At 71.0% G+C, this 17885-nt stretch carries 20 protein-coding genes; 13 read left to right on the plus strand and 7 right to left on the minus strand.

All coding sequences use genetic code 11. The features are described from left to right. The first annotated feature begins 54 nt into the window (after positions 1 to 54). From KY469_14855 to KY469_14875, 5 genes are all read left to right on the plus strand, one after another. Positions 55 to 924 carry a S1C family serine protease gene (locus KY469_14855; GenBank protein ID MBW3664377.1) on the plus strand — a complete coding sequence of 290 codons (870 nt, stop codon included), beginning with the start codon at positions 55 to 57 and terminating at the stop codon, positions 922 to 924. Between the two features lie 14 nt (positions 925 to 938). Then, on the plus strand, positions 939 to 1919 hold the full coding sequence (locus tag KY469_14860; protein ID MBW3664378.1) for a trypsin-like peptidase domain-containing protein: 981 nt from the start codon (positions 939 to 941) through the stop codon (positions 1917 to 1919). A gap of 97 nt (positions 1920 to 2016) precedes the next feature. After that, a complete protein-coding gene (locus tag KY469_14865) occupies positions 2017 to 3660 on the plus strand; it encodes a protein kinase (protein ID MBW3664379.1) in 1644 nt (547 codons plus the stop codon). 26 nt (positions 3661 to 3686) lie between these two features. Beyond that, the gene (locus tag KY469_14870) at positions 3687 to 4631 is read left to right on the plus strand and encodes a threonine/serine dehydratase (GenBank protein MBW3664380.1); all 945 of its coding nucleotides are present in this window, start codon (positions 3687 to 3689) and stop codon (positions 4629 to 4631) included. Next, positions 4628 to 5080 (plus strand): SRPBCC family protein, encoded by a 453-nt coding sequence (locus tag KY469_14875; GenBank protein ID MBW3664381.1) that lies wholly within the window; start codon positions 4628 to 4630, stop codon positions 5078 to 5080. Before KY469_14870 ends, KY469_14875 begins: the two co-directional genes overlap by 4 nt. Before the next feature lie 10 nt (positions 5081 to 5090). Here KY469_14875 and KY469_14880 read toward each other — a convergent pair whose 3' ends face one another. Further along, positions 5091 to 5600: an acyl-CoA thioesterase gene (locus KY469_14880; protein ID MBW3664382.1), complete on the minus strand. Its 510-nt coding sequence runs from the start codon at positions 5598 to 5600 to the stop codon at positions 5091 to 5093. A gap of 86 nt (positions 5601 to 5686) precedes the next feature. Between KY469_14880 and KY469_14885 the strand changes: the two genes are divergently transcribed. Next, positions 5687 to 6982, plus strand: coding sequence for an LCP family protein (locus tag KY469_14885; GenBank protein MBW3664383.1), 1296 nt, complete (start codon positions 5687 to 5689; stop codon positions 6980 to 6982). Positions 6983 to 7036: 54 nt separating this feature from the next. On the opposite strand, the gene KY469_14890 is transcribed toward KY469_14885, so the two are convergent. Together KY469_14890 and pdxH are read right to left on the minus strand one after the other, a co-directional pair. After that, on the minus strand, positions 7037 to 7534 hold the full coding sequence (locus KY469_14890; GenBank protein MBW3664384.1) for a nitroreductase family deazaflavin-dependent oxidoreductase: 498 nt from the start codon (positions 7532 to 7534) through the stop codon (positions 7037 to 7039). Positions 7535 to 7575: 41 nt separating this feature from the next. Then, positions 7576 to 8133 (minus strand): pyridoxamine 5'-phosphate oxidase, encoded by a 558-nt coding sequence (gene pdxH, locus KY469_14895; GenBank protein ID MBW3664385.1) that lies wholly within the window; start codon positions 8131 to 8133, stop codon positions 7576 to 7578. Between the two features lie 156 nt (positions 8134 to 8289). On the opposite strand from pdxH, the gene KY469_14900 reads away from it, so the two are divergent. Further along, the gene (locus KY469_14900; protein ID MBW3664386.1) at positions 8290 to 8673 is read left to right on the plus strand and encodes a VOC family protein; all 384 of its coding nucleotides are present in this window, start codon (positions 8290 to 8292) and stop codon (positions 8671 to 8673) included. Positions 8674 to 9015: 342 nt separating this feature from the next. After that, entirely contained in the window at positions 9016 to 9621 is a 606-nt protein-coding gene (locus tag KY469_14905; GenBank protein ID MBW3664387.1) for a TetR/AcrR family transcriptional regulator, read from the plus strand. Positions 9622 to 9753: 132 nt separating this feature from the next. Here KY469_14905 and KY469_14910 read toward each other — a convergent pair whose 3' ends face one another. Further along, positions 9754 to 10218 (minus strand): MaoC family dehydratase, encoded by a 465-nt coding sequence (locus KY469_14910; protein MBW3664388.1) that lies wholly within the window; start codon positions 10216 to 10218, stop codon positions 9754 to 9756. Between the two features lie 22 nt (positions 10219 to 10240). Continuing rightward, a complete protein-coding gene (locus KY469_14915; GenBank protein ID MBW3664389.1) occupies positions 10241 to 11230 on the minus strand; it encodes an LLM class flavin-dependent oxidoreductase in 990 nt (329 codons plus the stop codon). A 110-nt stretch (positions 11231 to 11340) separates the two neighbouring features. On the opposite strand from KY469_14915, the gene KY469_14920 reads away from it, so the two are divergent. From KY469_14920 to KY469_14930, 3 genes are read left to right on the plus strand one after another with little or no spacing between them, the layout of a single operon-like run. Further along, positions 11341 to 12588: an acyl-CoA dehydrogenase family protein gene (locus KY469_14920; GenBank protein MBW3664390.1), complete on the plus strand. Its 1248-nt coding sequence runs from the start codon at positions 11341 to 11343 to the stop codon at positions 12586 to 12588. Between the two features lie 25 nt (positions 12589 to 12613). Next, entirely contained in the window at positions 12614 to 13711 is a 1098-nt protein-coding gene (locus KY469_14925) for an acyl-CoA/acyl-ACP dehydrogenase (GenBank protein MBW3664391.1), read from the plus strand. Beyond that, the gene (locus KY469_14930; GenBank protein MBW3664392.1) at positions 13712 to 14308 is read left to right on the plus strand and encodes a TetR/AcrR family transcriptional regulator; all 597 of its coding nucleotides are present in this window, start codon (positions 13712 to 13714) and stop codon (positions 14306 to 14308) included. Positions 14309 to 14400: 92 nt separating this feature from the next. Here KY469_14930 and KY469_14935 read toward each other — a convergent pair whose 3' ends face one another. Next, positions 14401 to 15708 (minus strand): cardiolipin synthase B, encoded by a 1308-nt coding sequence (locus KY469_14935; protein ID MBW3664393.1) that lies wholly within the window; start codon positions 15706 to 15708, stop codon positions 14401 to 14403. Between the two features lie 117 nt (positions 15709 to 15825). On the opposite strand from KY469_14935, the gene KY469_14940 reads away from it, so the two are divergent. Next, positions 15826 to 16242, plus strand: coding sequence for an acyl-CoA thioesterase (locus tag KY469_14940; GenBank protein ID MBW3664394.1), 417 nt, complete (start codon positions 15826 to 15828; stop codon positions 16240 to 16242). 1 nt (position 16243) lies between these two features. On the opposite strand, the gene KY469_14945 is transcribed toward KY469_14940, so the two are convergent. Then, positions 16244 to 17023: a formate/nitrite transporter family protein gene (locus tag KY469_14945; protein ID MBW3664395.1), complete on the minus strand. Its 780-nt coding sequence runs from the start codon at positions 17021 to 17023 to the stop codon at positions 16244 to 16246. Between the two features lie 169 nt (positions 17024 to 17192). Here KY469_14945 and KY469_14950 point away from each other — a divergent pair, with 169 nt between their 5' ends. Continuing rightward, positions 17193 to 17816, plus strand: a complete 624-nt coding sequence (locus tag KY469_14950) for a class I SAM-dependent methyltransferase (protein MBW3664396.1) — start codon at positions 17193 to 17195, stop codon at positions 17814 to 17816. Positions 17817 to 17885 lie beyond the last annotated feature (69 nt).

The following is a 17885-nucleotide window of genomic DNA, read 5'->3' on the forward strand; positions in this document are numbered from 1 at the left end:
CTATCATGTTGCAAGTCACTAGTGACCGGGGAGACCACAGCGAGGAGGACGGACGTGACGGTTCTGCAGGAGGTGACCGCGACGGTCTCGGCCATCGCGGATCGGATCGGGGCCAGCGTCGTCGCGCTGCGCGGAGGCGGGCGAGGTAGCGGAGTCGTCGTCGCCGAGGGCCGCGTGGCCACCAACGCGCACAACATCCGCGGCGAGACCGTCGAGGTGCGCTTCGCGGATGGCCGCGTGGTGACCGGCCAGGTGGCGGGCTTCGACGTCGATGCCGACCTTGCCGTCGTGACCGTCGACACCGGTGCCGCCCCGCCGATCGCGTTCGCCGATGCCTCGCCCGCACCGGGAACGGTGGTCTTCGCGCTCGCGCCCAACCGCATCACGGTCGGGTTCGTGTCGTCGGTCAGCCAGTCGTTCCGCGGGCCGCGTGGCCGACGCATCTCGGAGGCCATCGAGCACACCGCTCCGCTCGTGCGTGGGTCCTCGGGTGGCCCGATCGTCGATGCCGATGGTCGCCTGCTCGGGATCAACACCCACCGTCGGGGCGGCGGCTTCTACCTCGCCCTTCCCGCGAGCGCGGACCTGCGCAGCGCGCTCGAGCGGCTCGGCCGCGGCGATGCCGAGCCGCCGGTGCGCCTCGGGATCGCGGTCGCCCCCCCGCACGTCGCGCACCGGTTGCGCTCAGCGGTCGGTCTGACCGAGCGCGACGGGCTCCTCGTGCGCGATGTCGACGAGGCGGGGGCGGCAGCTGCCGCGGGCGTGCGGCGTGGCGACCTGATCGTGGGCGCGGGCGGACGCGACGTGGGATCCAGCGACGATCTGTTCGCCCTGCTCGACGACGCGCCCCGCGAACTGTCCCTGACGCTCGTGCGCGGCGACGAAGAGGTGGAGCTGACCGTGACCCTCGGAGGGACGCCGTGACCGCCCCGACCGCCGTGCCCCCGCTCGATCCCGCCGTCGCCGACGACGGCGACGTCCTCGACGTCTACTCGCGCACCGTCGCCGGTGTCGCGGAACGACTCCTGCCGTCGGTGGCCAGCCTCGAGGTACGGCGCCGCATCCGTGGGCGCTGGCAGCGTGCCGGTGCCGGCTCGGCGGTCGTGCTCACCCCGGACGGGTTCCTCGTCACGTCCGCGCACGTGGTCGATGGCGCCACGGGCGGCGTGGCCGAGTTCGCCGACGGGACCCGCGCGGACCTCGAGGTCGTCGGCACCGACCGGCTCTCGGACCTCGCGGTCGTGCGCGTGGCCGCAACCGACCTACCGGCCGTGACCCTGGGCGATGCGGCGCAGCTCCGCGTCGGCCAGCTGGTCGTGGCCATCGGCAACCCGCTGGGCTACGCCGGCTCGGTCAGCGCCGGCGTCGTCAGTGCCGTGGGCCGCTCGCTGACCGCGGCGACCCCCCGCACCGCTCGTCTGATCGAGAACGTCATCCAGACCGACGCGGCGCTGCATCCCGGCAACTCCGGCGGGGCGTTGGCCGACAGCGCCGGACGGGTGGTCGGCATCAACACCGCACTCGTGGGGCCCGGGCTCGGTCAGGGGCTTGGCATGGCCATCCCCATCGACGCCGGCACGCGGACGATCGTCGGAGCGTTGCTGCGCGACGGACGCGTCCGTCGCGCCTACCTCGGGATCGGCGGCGGTGTCCGGCCGCTGCCTCCCCGCGCCGCCGCATCACTGGGACGGTCGCGCGGCGTGGAGATCACGACCGTGGAGGACGACGGTCCCGCGGCCCTCGCCGGCCTGCGCCCCGAGGACATCATCGTCTCGGTCGACGGAGTGGCGATCGAGACGGTCGGGGCGCTGCAGGCCCACCTGACCGACGCTGCGGTCGATCGGGAGGTCGAGCTCCGCATCATCCGCAGCGGTCAGCTGACCTCCATCCCGGCGCGTCCCGCCGAGCTGCAGGAGTGAGACCAACCACCGTCCACGCGGCCGGGGTCCCCCCCGGATGTGGAGTTCACGCTGGGTAACGTGGCGGCACACCACAGCCACGCGCGGAGGTTCCGCCTTGGGGCAGGGACGAACGCTGTCCGGGCGCTACGAGCTCGTACAGCTCATCGCCCGGGGCGGTATGGCGCAGGTCTACGAGGCCCGTGACCACGCGCTCGACCGCCGCGTCGCGGTGAAGGCGCTCGATCCCGCGTTGGCCACCGACGAGGACGCCGTCTCACGGTTCCGCCGAGAGGCGCGTCAGGCCGCTGGACTCACCCACCCCCACGTCGTATCGGTGTTCGACCACGGCAGCCACGAGGGCACGCACTACATCGTCATGGAGCACGTCGGAGGCGGGACCCTCGCCGATCTCATCGAGGACGAGGCACCGCTCGATCCCGCCCGGGTCGTCCAGATCATGGCGCAGGTCTGCGAGGGACTCGGGGCGGCTCACGACATTGGGATCATCCACCGCGACGTCAAGCCCGCGAACATCATGTTCGACGAGCACGGACGCGCGAAGGTCGCCGATTTCGGCATCGCCCGCGCCCTCACCGACGTCACCATCACCCGCACCGGCACGCTGCTGGGCTCCGCCGCGTACCTGTCGCCGGAACAGGCTGCCGGCAAGCCGATCGATACCCGCGCCGACATCTACGCGCTGGGGTGTGTCGTCTACGAGATGCTGACCGGCAAGCCGCCCTTCCACGGCGGATCGCCCATCACCATCGCCACCCACCATCTACGCACCCAGCCGACGCCACCCCTCGCGATCCGCGACGACCTCCCGTCCCGGCTCTCTGCGGTCGTCCTCGAAGCGCTCGCCAAGGATCCCGACGACCGCCCCCCCACCGCACGCGAACTGTGGGTTCGCCTCGAGGGCGCCCTTCCCGAGGCGGCACGCACCGAGACCCTCGCCCTCGTCGGCTCCGGTGCCGCGGACGAGACCGTCGCGATCGCTGGCACCGGACTGGGCCGCGATACGGCATCGTTCGATCGCGCCGCGTTCGACGACCCGCCATCCGCCGTGGCGGCGCCTCCGTCGTCCCCCGCGTCGACCCCGCCGCGGCCCCACACCGGAGAGATGACGAGTGGCCCCGCCGAGCACCCCTCGTCTCGCCGGGACCGCGGCGACCGCTCGTCCGTGTTCGGTGCCGTCGCGGTCCTCGTCGGTGTCCTCGTCGCGGCGTTCGCGCTCGTGGGTCTCCTGACCGGCGACGACGCTCCGTCATCTGCAACCGGTTCGAACCCCTCCGAGGCGGACGCGCTGGCGCCGGTCGTCGCCGCAGGCGATGCGATGAAGGCCGCGCTCGATGCCGCCGTGGCCGACGGATGGCTGCCCGACGACTCGGCGTCCGCGTTCCACCGTGGCACGAACCGAGCCGTGGAGACCTTCGTCGCGGGCGACACCGCCGCCGCCATGGGCTACCTGGGTGAGCTGCGCGCCGGCATCGAGGCCCTCAGCAGAGAGGAGGTCATCTCCGGTCAGCAGGCGCTCGACCTGCTCGAACCGCTCGCCGAACTCGAGGAGCAGATGCGCGCGCTCCGGCCCGTCGAGATCGAGGAGATCCTGGACGAGGACGCCCCCGACGAACCGCCGGCGCAGCCGACCGACGACGGAGGGGAGGACGAGGACGACGACGGGGAGGGTGACGATGGGAAGGGTGAGGGGAACGACAAGGGGAAGGGGAAGGGGAACGGGAAGGGCAAGGACGACTGACGGGTCGTGCCGTTACGGTCGCGCCCGTGGAGCCCATCACCGCTGACGCCATCAACGCCGCCCACGCGCGTATCGCCCCGCACGTTCGACGCACCCCCGTCCTCGACGTCGAGCCGGCGGCGTTCGGCACGCCGGGGCCGGTGGCCCTGAAGCTCGAACTGCTCCAGCACACCGGCTCGTTCAAACCGCGGGGCGCGTTCAACCGGCTGCTGAGTCATCCCGCGTCCGGAGCCGGCGTCGTCGCAGCGAGCGGAGGCAACCACGGCCTCGGCGTCGCTCACGCCGCACGCACTCTCGGCCTGGCCGCGACCATCTTCGTGCCGACGACGACGCCCGAGGTCAAGGTGTCGCGGTTGCGCGCGCTCGGGGCCGTCGTGCGTCTGGTCGGGGACCACTACGCCGAGGCGCTCGAGGCCAGCGCGAGCTTCGCCGAGGGTTCCGGGGCGCTCGTCGCCCACGCGTACGACCAGCCCGAGATCGTCGCGGGGCAGGGGACCGTCGCGCTGGAGCTGCAGCAGCAGCGCCCCGACCTCGACACGCTGCTGGTCGCCGTGGGCGGCGGCGGGCTCATCGCGGGGGTGGCGGGGTGGTACGGCGGAAGCGTGCGGGTCGTCGCCGTCGAGGCGCACGGGACCGCTACCTACGCGGCGGCGCTCGAGGCTGGCGGACCGGTCGACATCGAGGTCGGAGGCCTGACCGCCGATTCGCTCGGGGCGCGCCGACTGGGGGACCACGCGTGGGCGGCGCGGCCTTGGATCGCGGGCTCCGTGGTGGTCGCGGACGAGGACGTCCGCGCCGCGCAGAGGGCGCTGCTGCGCGAGGTCCGGCTGATCACGGAGCCAGGAGGCGCCACGGCGATGGCCGCGCTGCTGGGTGGTCACTACCGTCCGCAGGGCGACGAGCGCGTCGGCGTGCTGGTGTGCGGGGCCAACACCGACCCGCTGTCGATCGACGGAGAGGAGGCGGCGTGATCGCCGGAGAGGGCACCGAGATCATCGACCGGCCGGTCGAGGAGTGCTGGGCGTTCGTGCTCGATTTCGAGCGCTACATGCAGGCCGATACCAAGATCGCGCGCGTCGACTGGATCCGGTGGGACGGCGACCGAGCCGAGATCCGCTACGCCGGCAAGCTCCGTGGCCTGCCTGCCGCCACGACGGTGCAGGTCATCGACGTCGAACCTCACCGGCGCATCGACGTCCGTTCGAAGCCAGGCACCCCGCAGCACGCCGCGTGCCGCTTCCACGGTTGGTTCACCTTCGAGGATCTCGGCGACGGCCGCACCCGCGTCACCCACCGGGAGGAGTTCGACTTCCGACCTCCTCTGCGGTGGCTGGTCGAGCCGCGCTTGCGGGACTGGCTCGCCGAGGACACCCGTCACGAGGTGGCGCGGATGAAGGAACTGCTCGAAGCCGACGCCTGAGCGTGGGCGCTCAGCCGGCGGGCTGCTGGTCCGGCATCCACGCCCCGAGGCGCTCGATCCGTTCCTTGCGTACCTGCCGTCGGATGAGTGCCTGTGCGTGACGGTGGCGCTCCTCCTCCGTCTCGCAGATGAGTGGGGGAACGGGTGCGGGGCGTCCGTCCTCGGCCAACGCCACGAACACGAGGTAGGCGCTCGTGGTGTGGCGTCGCGTCCCGCCGCCGGAGGGCTCGGCCTCGACCCGCACCCCGATCTCGAGCGACGTGCTGCCCACCGCGTTCACCTGTGCCGTCACGTAGAGCAGGTCACCGACGTGGACCGGCTCGAGGAAGCTCAACTCGTCGATGGCGGCGGTGACGCACGGACGACCCGCGTGGCGGGTCGCCGCGGTTCCTGCGGCGTTGTCCACCTCGCGCATGATCACACCACCGTGCACGTTCCCCAGCGAGTTGGCATCGAGCATGCTCATGACCCGCACGAGCGTCACCTGGCTGTGGCGGACGGGGCGCGGGGCGAGCGACATGGCAGCAGGATGCCACGGGGCCGACGTGCAACACTTCCGCGTTCCCCTGCGTCCCACGCGATGTGCCCGACCCCAGCGAGCAACACGTGAGCATCGATCACCGTCCCGCCCCCGCACCCGCCCCGGCCGGAGACGGTTGGGGCCGCGTGGCACGCGGCGGCCGCCGCCGCAGGGTCATGTGGCGGCGTATCGCCATAACGACCGTGGTCGTGCTCGCGCTCCTGCTCGTCGGCACCGCCGGACTGGTGGTGTGGGCCAACGGCCAGATCGAGCGGATCGCCGTCGCTGGCCTTCAGGCGGCAGAGGGACCCACCCACGTGCTCGTCGTCGGTTCCGACAGCCGCGAGGGACTGACCGCCGAGGAGCAGGTCGAGCTCACGACCGGGTTCGTCGAGGGCGAACGCACCGACACGATCTTCGTCATGTCGATCCAGGGCGGTCGCGTCGCCCTCCTCGCGTTCCCACGGGATCTGTGGGTGACGCGCTGTGACGGCACGGCGGGTCGCATCAACGCCGCCTTCGGTATCGGTGGTCCTGACTGCCTGGTCCAGACCGTGTCTCAGGTCTCCGGGCTGCCGATCCAGCACTACCTCGAGGTCAACTTCGGCGGCTTCCGCAGGATCGTCGACGCGGTCGGGGGTGTGGAGCTGTGCCTCGAGCGGGCCATGCAGGATCCGTTCGCGGGCGTCGACCTCCCCGCGGGGTGCCAGTTGCTCGACGGACGCCAGGCCCTCGGGTTCGTGCGCACGCGCAAGATCGACAACGACCTCGAACGGATCAAGCGTCAACAGGAGTTCCTGCGCGCGCTGGCCTCCAAGCTGGCGTCACCCGGGCGGGTGCTGAACCCGTTCGAACTCGTCCCCCTGACCCGGGCGGTCGGTGCCGCTCTCACCGCTGACGAGGGCATGGGCCCGATCGACCTGCTGCGTCTGGGGCTTGGTTTGCGCGGTCTCGCTGGCGGGGCAGCGGTGACGCACACGGTGCCGGTGACCGGTGCGAACCGGGGCGGGGCAGCGGTCCTCGTCCCGGTCGAGGCTGAGGCCGAGGCGTTGTTCCAGCGCTTCCGCAACGGATCCATCCTGGACGACGCCGTAGCCGGCTTGCAGCCCAACGAGGTGGAGGTGTCGGTGCAGAACGGCGCTGGCACACCCGGGCTCGCTGCGGCCACGCGCGATCTGCTCACCGGGCTGGGGTTCGTCGTGACCGACATCGCCGACGCGCCCGAACCGGTGACCGTCACGACCGTTCGCTACCCCCCGGGCCAGCGCGAGGCCGCGGAGCTGCTCGCCGACCGGATCCCCGTCACACCCCAGCTCGTCGAGGACGCCGAGGTCGCGCGCGTGACGCTGATCGCCGGACCCGATCTCGCCGCCGCCGGCTGACGGAGCTGTGCTCGGCTCCGCGTCCGTGCGCGATCCCGTCGTTCCGCGAGGCCTTCAGTCGGCGACTTCGATCGGCTGGTCCGGTGTGAGCACGAACAGTCGGATCTGACGGTCGCCGGCACGCTCGACGTAGGTGTCGTAGGCCGGCCACACCGACGTGAGGCGTTCCCACAGCTCAGCGCGCTCGTCCGGATCGGTCACGGGTCGAGCCGTCACGGGCACGTGTCGGCCCTTCATCTCGATCGCGACCTGGGGGTTAGCGAGCAGGTTGTGGGTCCAGGCGGGATGGTGCTGCTGGCCCCAGTTCGACCCGACGATCACGTACCCCTCGTCGTGCGGCAGGTACGCCAGCGGGGTCTGGTAGTCGCGTCCGCTCTTGCGCCCGGTGTGGATGAGGATCAGCGTCGGCAGGAACGCGTCGCTGAGCTGGACCTTCCCGCGGCTCACCCGGTGGACGAAACGGTCGAGATGCGGGGCGACGCGCTTGCCGACGGCCGCGAACCAGCGCTTGTGGCCGAGTCGCTGAACGAGCCGGCGCAATGCACGGTTCACGGGGGCCCTCCGGTCGTCCGAGCCTGTCGGCTAGCGGCACCCTACGGGGCGAGGCGTTCGATGGACCACCCGTCCCCCGAGGGGTGGTAGCGGAAACGGTCGTGGAGTCGGTCGCGCCGTCCCTGCCAGAACTCGGCCTCGATGGGTTCGAGCAAGTATCCGCCCCAGTGGTCGGGGCGTGGGACGTCTCCGGTGGGGTAGATCGTCGCGAGCCCACGCATCGCCTGCTCGACCGCATCGCGGTCCGGGATCGGCTCGCTCTGCGGTGACGCCGCCGCAGCCAGCCGCGAGGACGGCGGTCGTGTCGTCCAGTAGGCGTCCGACTCGGCGGCGGAGATGTGGCTCACGTGACCGGTCAGACGCACCTGCCGGTGCAGACCGTGCCACACCGCGCACAGAGCAGCCACGGGGTTGGACGCCAGCTCGCGGCCCTTGCGGCTGGAGTAGTTGGTGAAGAACACGGCGCCCCGCTCGTCCACGCGCTTGACGAGGATCGTTCGGGCCGAGGGCAGTCCGTCGAGCGTCGTGGTGGCGAGCACGGCAGCCTCGGGCTGGGGTTCCTCGGCAGCGTCGGCATCATCCAGCCACCGCCGGTACATCTCGAGGGGGTCCGGGGCGAGGTCGCTGCGGTCCAGCGCCAGCTCGTCGTCCGGACCGGGACGGCGGGGCCGCCACGGAGCTTCGCTTCGATCCACCCGCTCCCCTTCACCACGCGGACCCCGCAGCGTAGGGTGGGTGAGGACAGGAGGAACGACGTGATCGTTAACGATGCACCGGTGTACGCCACGATCGCCGCCGAAGACCTCGAGCGCGCCAAGGCCTGGTACTCCCAGAAGCTCGATCTGCACCCGTCCGTCGAGACGATGGGCGGGGCGATGTACGAGGTCGGCGGCAGCCGCTTCTTCCTCTTCCCCACCCCCGCGGCGGGGACCGCGCAGAACACGGTGATGAGCTGGATCGTCGACGACGTCGCGGCGCTGGTACGTGAGCTCAGCGAGCGCGGGGTCGAGTTCGAGACCTTCGAGGCGCCCGGTCTGGAGTGGGACGGTGTGGTCGCCACGATGCCAACCGGCGAGAAGGGCGTTTGGTTCAAGGACAGCGAGGGCAACGTCCTCGGTGCCGGCGAGTTCGCGCTCTAACGCGTCGGTGCCGGACCAGCGCGGTGGTCAAGCGCGCGCGTGAGGGGCCGTGACGGCGGTGGCTCGATGTTCCCCGGCCGCGGTCGTGGACGGGGGGGCCACGGGTCCGCGGCCGGGGAACTGGTGGGTCCCGTCCGTCGCTGCGCGGGACAGCGCGAGCGCATCGTCGGCCGAGACCGCGATCGAGCGGTCGCCGGGTCGGCGGACCAGCCGCATCCGGCGGGGTAGTCGCCTACCGTTCGAACCGGTCACAGGTCCTCCGAGGAGGGTAACGGTACCGAGCAGTACTCGGATACTAATCGGTATCCGAACAGGTACAGGTGCGGACATGGGCGTCACCGCATGGAGGAGCAGCCGGAGCAGACGAGGGATCGTCGCCGTGAGAAGACGCGACGCGCCCTGATCGAGGCCGCCGCTCAGGTCTTCGCCCGGTCGGGGTTCGACGGGGCGTCGGTGGATGCGATCGCGGAGGCCGCGGGGTTCACGAAGGGCGCGGTCTACTCCAACTTCGACAGCAAGGAGGAGCTGTTCTTCGAGGTCGTCGATGCGCGGCTCGCGGATGTCCTCGAGGGCTTCTCGGCCAACGTCGGCGAGGATGCGATCGCGGTCGACCTGCTGCCGGCCGCGATCGATTCGCTCAGCACGGTCTACGCCGACCCCGACTGGGTGCTCCTCGAGGTCGAGGTCCTGCTCTACGCGCAGCGCCATCCGGGCGCACGCCAGCGGCTCGCCGAGTTCCGCCGGGAGCAGCTCGACCGTATCGAGGGGTTCATCGAGGGCCTGCTCGCAGAGGGCGAGGTGCGGCTGCCCCGGACGCCTCGCGAGGTGGCGGCGCTGGTCACGGCGGCCACGATCGGCATCGCCCACCTCGAGCTCGCCGATCCCAGCGGCGATCACCACTCGCTGTACGCCTCGTTCCTCTCGCTCCTCGCCGACGCGACCCGCTGACGACGATCGACGGCGCGGAGGCGCCGTCACCCAGGAGAGCGGGTCCGGGTCCCCCCACCTACCGAGCGGCCGAGACCGCGCTCTCGGCCGCGGGCGCGCGGGGACACGTCTATTGACGGCGCGGATGTGCCGTCACCCGAGAAAGAAGAGGGAGAGGACCTCGGCGATGAGGGCGGGCTTGTCCTCGCCCTCGATCTCGACCGTGACCTCGTTCTTGATCAGCATCTGACCGCTCGCCTTCTCCTTGACGTCCAGCAGCGTGACGCGACCGCGGACACGGCTGCCGACCTTGACCGGGGCGAGGAAGCGGACCTTGTCGGAGCCGTAGTTCATCGCCATGACCAGGCCCTCGGGCAGCAAGGTGGCCTGGCTCATGAAGTGGGGGAGCAGCGACAGCGTGAGGTAGCCGTGCGCGATCGTGCCGCCGAACGGGGTCTGCTTGGCCGCTTCGGGATCGACGTGGATGAACTGGTGGTCGTTGGTCACGTCGGCGAAGGCGTCGATCCGGTCCTGGTCGATCTGCACCCAGTCGCTGGTGCCGATCTCCGCGCCGATCCGTGACTTCAGCTCGTCGAGGGGGACGACTTCGAGGCTCACGGTGGTACTCCTGGCTCGGGGGTCAGCGGCCGAAACGCCGGCCGATGTTCTGCAGGGTCTGCCGGGCGGGTTCGGTACCCGGGGCCAGCGGCGCGATGACCGGCACGGTAACGCCCGCGTCCACGTACTCGTGGACCCGATCGGTGACCGCGTCAGCGTCCCCCACGACGAACAGCTCGTCGAGCATCCGGTCGCTGTAGGCCGCCACCATCGCCTCCTTGTCGTCGGCCTCGGCTGCGGCGGCGATCGCGTCAGCCTCCTCGACGTAGCCGAGCCAGCGGAAGAAGCGGTTGTAGCCGCTCGTCGCGGCGTACGGCGCGAACACCTGGCGCAGCAGGCCCTTGACACCCGCCACGTCGTCGGTGATCGCGCAGAACAGCCGCGCCACCACGGGGAAGTCGTCGGGGAGCTCGCGCCCCGCAGCCTCCGCGCCCGCGCGCACCTCCGCCAGCATCGTGGGGACGTGACTGGGCGCGAACTGGTTGATGCACAGCCCGTCGCCGACCTCGCCGCACAGCCGCAGGGACGCGGGGTTGAGCGACCCGAGGTAGATGGGGACCGGCTCGACCGGCAGGGGGTACTTGTACCCGCCGATGTCGATGAACTCGCCATGGAAGGTGCTCCGCTCGCCCTGCAGGATCGGCCTGATCGCCTCGACCGTCTCGCGCACGTAGGTCAACGGCTTGACGTACGGCTCGCCCGCGAAGCGCGACACCAGCACCTCGGACGACGCCCCGATCCCCAGTCGGAACCCGCCAGCGGCCAGCTCCTGGACCGTCAGCGCGGCGCGTGCGAGCACGAAGGCGGACCGCGTTTGCACCGGTGTGACGGCGAGTCCCACCTCGAGGTCGGTGTGGCTGGCGATCGCACCGAGGAGGGTGAAGCACTCCTGCTCGGCCACCTCGGCGCCCCATACGGCGCCGTAGCCCCAGTCGGCGACGTCCCGGGCGATGGCGACCGCGTCGCGGGCCCCCACCCCGGTGAAGTGTCCGTTGGCCGCGAGCGTCGCCATGGGTGGTACCTCCCCCCTGATCCTCGACGGTTCTCCCCCGACCGTCCGAGGGCGGTAAGGTGAACCGTCGCTAACATCCGGTGCCCGCACCCTAGTCGTTGGGGAAGCGCATGAGCGAGACCACCACGCCCGACGCCGGTCCTTCGGCCGGCCCCGACAGCCAGCTGGTCGAGAGCCGCCTGCGCCAGCTGCTCGACGAGCACCCTCCGGCCACGAGCGAGGCGCCGGAGTTCTGGGGTGCGCAGTTCGATCTCGGCCTCGCCTGGGTCGACTTCCCCGAGGGCCTGGGTGGGCTGGGGCTCAGCCCCAAGCTGCGCGAGCTGGTCGACCGGCGGCTGCGCGAGGCCGACGCGCCGATGTGGAACAAGCGCCTCAACGTCATCGGCATCGGCATGGGGGCCGGCACGATCATGGCGCACGGCACGGACGAGCAGAAACAGCGCTACCTGCGCCCGATGTTCACCACCGAGGAGATCTGGTGCCAGCTGTTCAGCGAGCCCGGGGCTGGCTCCGACCTGGCGGGCCTGTCGACGACCGCCGTGAAGGAGGGCGACGAGTGGGTCGTCAACGGTCAGAAGGTCTGGACCACGCTGGCGCACCTGTCGAAGTGGGGGCTGCTGGTCACCCGGACGGACGCCGATGTGCCCAAGCACAAGGGCCTGACCTACTTCATCGTGGACATGGAGGCCGACGGCGTCGACGTGCGTCCGCTGTACCAGATCACCGGTGAAGCGGAGTTCAACGAGGTCTACTTCACCGACGTCCACATCCCCGACAGCCTGCGCCTCGACGAGGTCGGGGCGGGCTGGTCGGTCGCGATGACCACGCTGATGAACGAGCGTGTGGCCATCGGGGCCGCCACGGTGCCGCGGGGCTCCGGGGCGATCGGCCTCGCCGTGCGCACCTGGAAGGAGCACGGATCGGCCGACCCGGTCGCGCGCGACGAGCTCGCACGGCTGTGGGCCGAGGCGGAGGCAGCGCGGCTCACGGTCATGCGCGCGTCCGAGAACCGGGAGGCCGGCACGCCCGGCCCCGAGGGCTCGACGGCCAAGCTCGCCTGGGCCGACCTGAACAAAGAGATCACCGCGTACGCGGTGGAGCTGATGGGGCACGAGGGCACGCTGATGCCTGGCGGGTACGAGTTCACGCGGACCGACGTGGATCCGCACACTGGTCCCGGGGTCGAGGCCGCATCGGGTGCGTCGCCCCAGCGTGCGTTCCTCCGTGCTCGTGCGAACTCGATCGAGGGCGGCACCTCCGAGATCATGAAGAACATCCTCGGCGAACGGGTCCTGGGCCTGCCTGGCGAGCCGCGCGTCGACAAGGACGTGCCCTGGAAGGACGTCCCCCGAAGCTGACTGCGACCGAACCGAGGAGCCCGCCATGACGCAGGTCGACTACACGCTCACCGAGGAGCAGGAGCTGCTCCGCAAGACCGCTCGCCGCTTCCTCACCGACCGGGTGGGCAGCGAGAAGGTCCGTGAGCTGATGGGCACCGACAGCGCCCACGACGCGGACCTGTGGCGTGAGGCCGCCGGCATGGGCTGGCACGGCCTGGCCATCCCCGAGGAGCTCGGCGGGGCGGGATACGGGTTCGCCGAGCTGTCGATCGTGCTCGAGGAGCAAGGCCGCGCCGTGTACCCGGGCCCGTTCCTGTCGACGGTCGTGCTCGGCGCGAACGCACTGCTCCTCGGAGGCAGCGACGAGCAGAAGAAGGAGCACCTGCCGGCGATCGCGGCGGGGGAGCTCACCGCCGCCCTCGCGCTGCTCGAGTCCGCGCACGGGCTCACCGCCGACACGGTCGAGCTCACGGTCACCGACGGCGTGCTGAACGGCCGCAAGCGCTACGTGCTCGACGGGCACACCGCCGATCTCGTCATCGTGGCAGCTCGGGACGACACCGACGTGAACCTGTTCCTCGTCGACGGGCATGCCGACGGAGTGACCCGCGAGCTCACCTCCACGCTCGACGCCACCCGCAAGCAGGCGACCCTGACGTTCGAGAACGTCGCCGCGCAACCGATGCCCGGTGGCTGGGACGTGGTCGAGCAGGTCCAGCGGCTGGCCGCTGCCGCCCTCGCGTGCGAGCTCGTCGGCGTGGCTCAGCGCAGCCTCGAGATGGCGCTGGAGTACGCGCGCGGCCGCTACCAGTTCGGCCGTCCCATCGGCTCGTTCCAGGCCATCAAACACCGACTCGCGGACATGCTCGTCCGCACCGAGCACAGCCGCTCGGCCGCTTACCACGCCGCACGCACCAGCGACGACCCCGATGAGTTCCCCATCGCCTCCGCGCTCGCCAAGGCGATCGCTTCCGAGACGGCGACGTGGGTCACGGGCGAAGCCATCCAGGTCCACGGCGGCATCGGGTTCACCTGGGAGCACGACGCCCACCTGTACTTCAAGCGCGCCAAGGCAGCGTCGCTACTGTTCGGCGACGCCCGCCACCACCGCGCGCTGCTCGCGGACGCGCTCGGGCTGTAGGTGTCGCTCGAGGTCGCCGACCAGCCATCAGCGCCGACCGAACGCGGTCAGCGTCGGCGCGACGCCATCGTCGACGCCGCCACCGCTCTGTTCGCCCGTCAGGGCTACCACCCCACCGGCATCGACGAGATCGGTGAGGCGGCCGGTATCACAGGCCCGGGCATCTACCGCCACTTCCCGTCGAAGGAGGATCTGCTCATCGCGGCGCTCGACCGCATCTGGGAGGCGCTGCGAGCCGCGCTCGAGGAGGCGCCCGCGTTGGAGCCGCCGGCGGCGTTCGACCTGCTCGCCACGGTCCACGCACGGCTCGGCATCGAGCACCCCGACGCGGTCATCGTGCTGCTGCGCGAGCTGCGGCACGCCCCGGCCTGGTACCGGCGCGCGGCGGCTCGCAACGAGGCGAGCTACCTCGACGCGTGGGCGGAGGTCATCGGCGCGCTGCGGGGCGCCCCAGCCGAGGAGGCACGGGTCGCTGCGCGCGTCGTCACGACCGCGATCTGGTCGTCAGCGGCCGAGCTTGTGGAGCGACGCATCGACGCCGCGCGCTACCTCGACCTACTCGTGGCTATGGCGCGCGAGTCGCTCGGGGCGCTGTGACATGGCGGGCGCGCCCCGCCCCGCCGCGTCTGTTCACGCCGAACTTGAATACCTGGGGGCACGTGACTGCATCCAACCATTCAAGTTCGGGGTCAGAGCTCCTGCTGGAGGGCGGAGCTGACACGCTCCTTGAGTCGTGGCAGCGCGCCCCGCGCCCGCCATCGCTCGAGGTCGATCTCCTCGCTTCGGTCGCGGTCGTCATCGAAGTGCCGGTCGAGGACGCCCGCCACGCCTCCGTCGGAGACCGATGCGTTGAGCTCGTCGTTGAGCGCGAACGAGCGATGATCGAGGTTGACCGAGCCGACCGACGACCAGCGGCCGTCCACGGTCAACACCTTGGCGTGCAGCAACGTCGGCGTGTACTCGAAGACGCGCACGCCCGCTTCCAGCAGGGCCTCGTACCGCCGCTGGCCCGCCTGTCGCACGACCTCCGACTTGGCGTTGCGGCCGTTCGTCAGGATCTGGATGTCCACCCCCCGCTCCGCCGCCTGGATGAGGCCATCCACGAACGAGCGGTCGGGAGCGAAGTACGCGGTCGTGAGGCGGATGCGCTCGCGGGCACAGGCGATGGCGGCGTGGAAGACGTGCTGGATCTCGCTGGTGCCGTGGCGTGCGGAGCTACGCGCCACGTGCACCGCGACGCCGTCGGAGTAGGGCTCGATGTCGGGGACGTTCGCGCCACCGAGGAGTTCGCGCGTGGCTTCGGCCCAGTTCTCCTGGAACCCCGCGACCAACCCGCGCGCGGACGGTCCGTCGATGCGCAGGTGGGTGTCGCGCCAGTGATCGGGGTCCTGGGCGTCGCCGGTCCACTGCTCCGCGATGCCGACGCCGCCGGTGAAGGCGACCCGTCCGTCGCACACCAGGATCTTGCGGTGCGTGCGGTTGTCGAACCGGTGGATGGTGTGCCACTTCGGGGGCCGGAACCACTCGATCCGGCAGCCGGCGGAGCCCATCTGACGAGCCAGCCCGTCGCGCATCCGCGACGCTCCGACCGCATCGAGCAGCACACGCACCTCGACGCCTTCCCGTGAACGTGAGGACAACACGTCGGCGAAACGGCGTGCGATCTCGCCACGCCAGTAGATGTAGGTCGCGAAGAGGATGGATCGCTCCGCCTGCGCGATCGCCTCCAACATGGCCGGGAAGATCTCCCGACCGTTGCGGTAGACCTCGACCCGGTTGCCCGGCCGTACTGGCTCGCCCGTCATCCCTTCGAGGAAGTGGTCGAACTCGGGACTGCCGGGCTCGGGCTCGTCGTCGAGGTGGAACGGGGCGGTGGCTTCGTACCGTTGCTTGAGCGCGCGCAGGCCGTACCCCGTGGCGAGCGTCGCCACGGCCAGCGGACCCGCGGCACGTCTGAGGGCGGCCGACAGCGGGATGTGCTGCTCCTCCCTGCTCATCGGATGGGCGTCCTGACTGGGACCGGCATTCCCCGGTCCGCTCCCTAGGCTGCCTCGCCCGCCGCCTCCAGCGCGAGTCGGACCCCGGCCGAGCGTGCAGCGACCACGGAGCCCGATGTGTTCTCGTTCCCGATCCGCGTCCGCTACGCCGAGGTCGACCAGCAGGGCGTGGTGTTCAACGCCCACTGGCTCACCTACTTCGACGACGCGATGACCCGGTACGTCGAGACGCTGGGCTTCCCCGCGAAGGAGACGTGGCTGGGCGGCCACTTCGACGTCCAGCTCGTCAAGGCGGTCATCGAGTGGGTCGGCTCGGCCGGGTTCGACGACGAGATCCTCATCACGGTCTTGCCGACTCGACTCGGCACGTCGTCGTTCGACCTGAGGTTCACCGCGACGGTCGCCGACCGGCACTGTGTGACGTGTGTGACCACCTACGTGACCATCGATCCGTCCGAGGGCCGCTCGCGACCGATGCCCGACGAACTCCGACTTGCGTTGGAGTCCGACCTCGCCGCCAACGCGCGCACGTAGGTCAGTCGTTGTCCTCGGGATCGTGGTCGGACTCCTTCGCCGACCCGCCCTGGACCTGGAACAGCCGCAGCATCGTCACCAGTCCGAGCCCCCCGACCAGGTTCCCCAATGCGGCCCAGCCGAACACCGCGAGCCAGTCGAGGTAGCCGAACGGCGCCCCGTACTGAAGTGCAGCGAACATCTCGATCGACGCGACGATCACGTGGTTCAGCTCGCCGTACGCGAGGGCCCACCCGGCGGCGACCGCCGCGACGATGTGACCGGATGTTGACTCGTGGTTGTGCTCCATCCAGGTCATGAGCGTGATGATGACACCGGCCAGCAACGCCATGGCGAACGACCGCCACCCGATCCCGAGCTCGGTGAAGTGGGTGCCGATGTCGACCGCGTCGCGCTCGAGCTGCGGGAAGCCGGTCACCACCACCGCCGCGATCACGAAGCCCCCAGCGAGGTTGCCGGCCAGCGAGCCGATCCACAGTCGGGCCACCGACGGCCACTCACGTTTCCCGGCCGTGACGGCCGCCACGGGCACCAGGAAGTTCTCGGTGAACAGCTCACTGCGCCCCAGCGTCAGCGCGAGGAACCCGATGGAGAAGAACAGCGAGGCGAGGAGGTGGTTGCCGGTCTGCTCGGTGACGATGAAGAGCGCGAAGACCCCCACGCCGACGTCGATGCCCCCGACGGCTCCGGTCGCCAGGAGCTGCGACGGTGTGCGTCCGAGTCGGACCTCGCCCTCGTCGACCGCACGTTGGAACGCCGCCCCGATGCCCTTGGTCGCCACGCCGCCCCCTCCACCGGATCGGGAGCAGGAACCTGCCCGATGATCGCCGCGATGCGAAGGACCGATACCCGGACGAGGGGAGGGGACCGGTGCGACTACCGTCGAGGCTGCGGTGTGCGATGGATCGGCGAGGTCTCGAGCAGTGCAGCCGCGAAGGAGGAGTGAAGCCGTGAACGACGTGCTCGACCGCGCCTGGGTCGCACTGTTCGATCGTGCGGCAGCGCTGGTCGACCGTGGTGACGGCTACCGGCTGCGCCACCAACTCGTGGCCCCTGCGACGGGTCGCGTCCTCGAGGTCGGGGCGGGCACGGGCCGCAACCTGGCGCTCTACCGCGACGCCGACGAGGTCGTCGCGCTCGAGCCCGATCGCGTCGCCCGTGGGTACGCCGAGCAACGCGCACGGCTCGCGCCGGTGCCGGTCACGCTGGTCGACGGCGATGCCCAGGCGTTGCCGTTCGATGACGACACGTTCGACACGGTCATCGCCAGCCTCGTGCTCTGCACCATCCCCGACCTCGATCGCGGCCTGCACGAGCTGCGTCGGGTGCTCCGCCCGGAGGGCAGGTTGCGGTTCTGGGAGCACGTCCGCAGCGACGACCCGCGCCTCGCCCGCTGGCAGGATCGCCTCGAGGGACCGTGGGGTTGGATCGGTCGCGGCTGCAGACCCAACCGCGACACCACGGCCGAGCTCCACCGAGCGTGGTTCGAGATCGTCGACCTGGACGCCTACGAGGCGCCCGGGTACCCGCCGATCGTGCGTCCCCACGTCATCGGGGTCGCCACGCCCGTGTGAGGGGTGGGGCGGCGGGCGGAGCCGCGGAGGTCGTGCGAGAGGGCAGCGACGCCCGCCGCCACGGCGCAC

The sequence above is a fragment of the Actinomycetota bacterium genome (genome assembly GCA_019347575.1).
Taxonomy (GTDB): Bacteria; Actinomycetota; Nitriliruptoria; order Nitriliruptorales; family Nitriliruptoraceae; genus JAHWKY01.

What these genes read in the sequence shown, in the direction of transcription:
- KY469_14935 (MBW3664393.1), bottom strand. Translation starts at nt 15,708, where the DNA reads ATGAGCAGGGAGGAGCAGCACATCCCGCTGTCGGCCGCCCTCAGACGT.
- KY469_14915 (MBW3664389.1), bottom strand. Translation starts at nt 11,230, where the DNA reads ATGGCGACGCTCGCGGCCAACGGACACTTCACCGGGGTGGGGGCCCGC.
- KY469_14920 (MBW3664390.1), top strand. Translation starts at nt 11,341, where the DNA reads ATGAGCGAGACCACCACGCCCGACGCCGGTCCTTCGGCCGGCCCCGAC.
- pdxH (MBW3664385.1), bottom strand. Translation starts at nt 8,133, where the DNA reads ATGTACCGGCGGTGGCTGGATGATGCCGACGCTGCCGAGGAACCCCAG.
- KY469_14925 (MBW3664391.1), top strand. Translation starts at nt 12,614, where the DNA reads ATGACGCAGGTCGACTACACGCTCACCGAGGAGCAGGAGCTGCTCCGC.
- KY469_14905 (MBW3664387.1), top strand. Translation starts at nt 9,016, where the DNA reads ATGGAGGAGCAGCCGGAGCAGACGAGGGATCGTCGCCGTGAGAAGACG.
- KY469_14880 (MBW3664382.1), bottom strand. Translation starts at nt 5,600, where the DNA reads ATGTCGCTCGCCCCGCGCCCCGTCCGCCACAGCCAGGTGACGCTCGTG.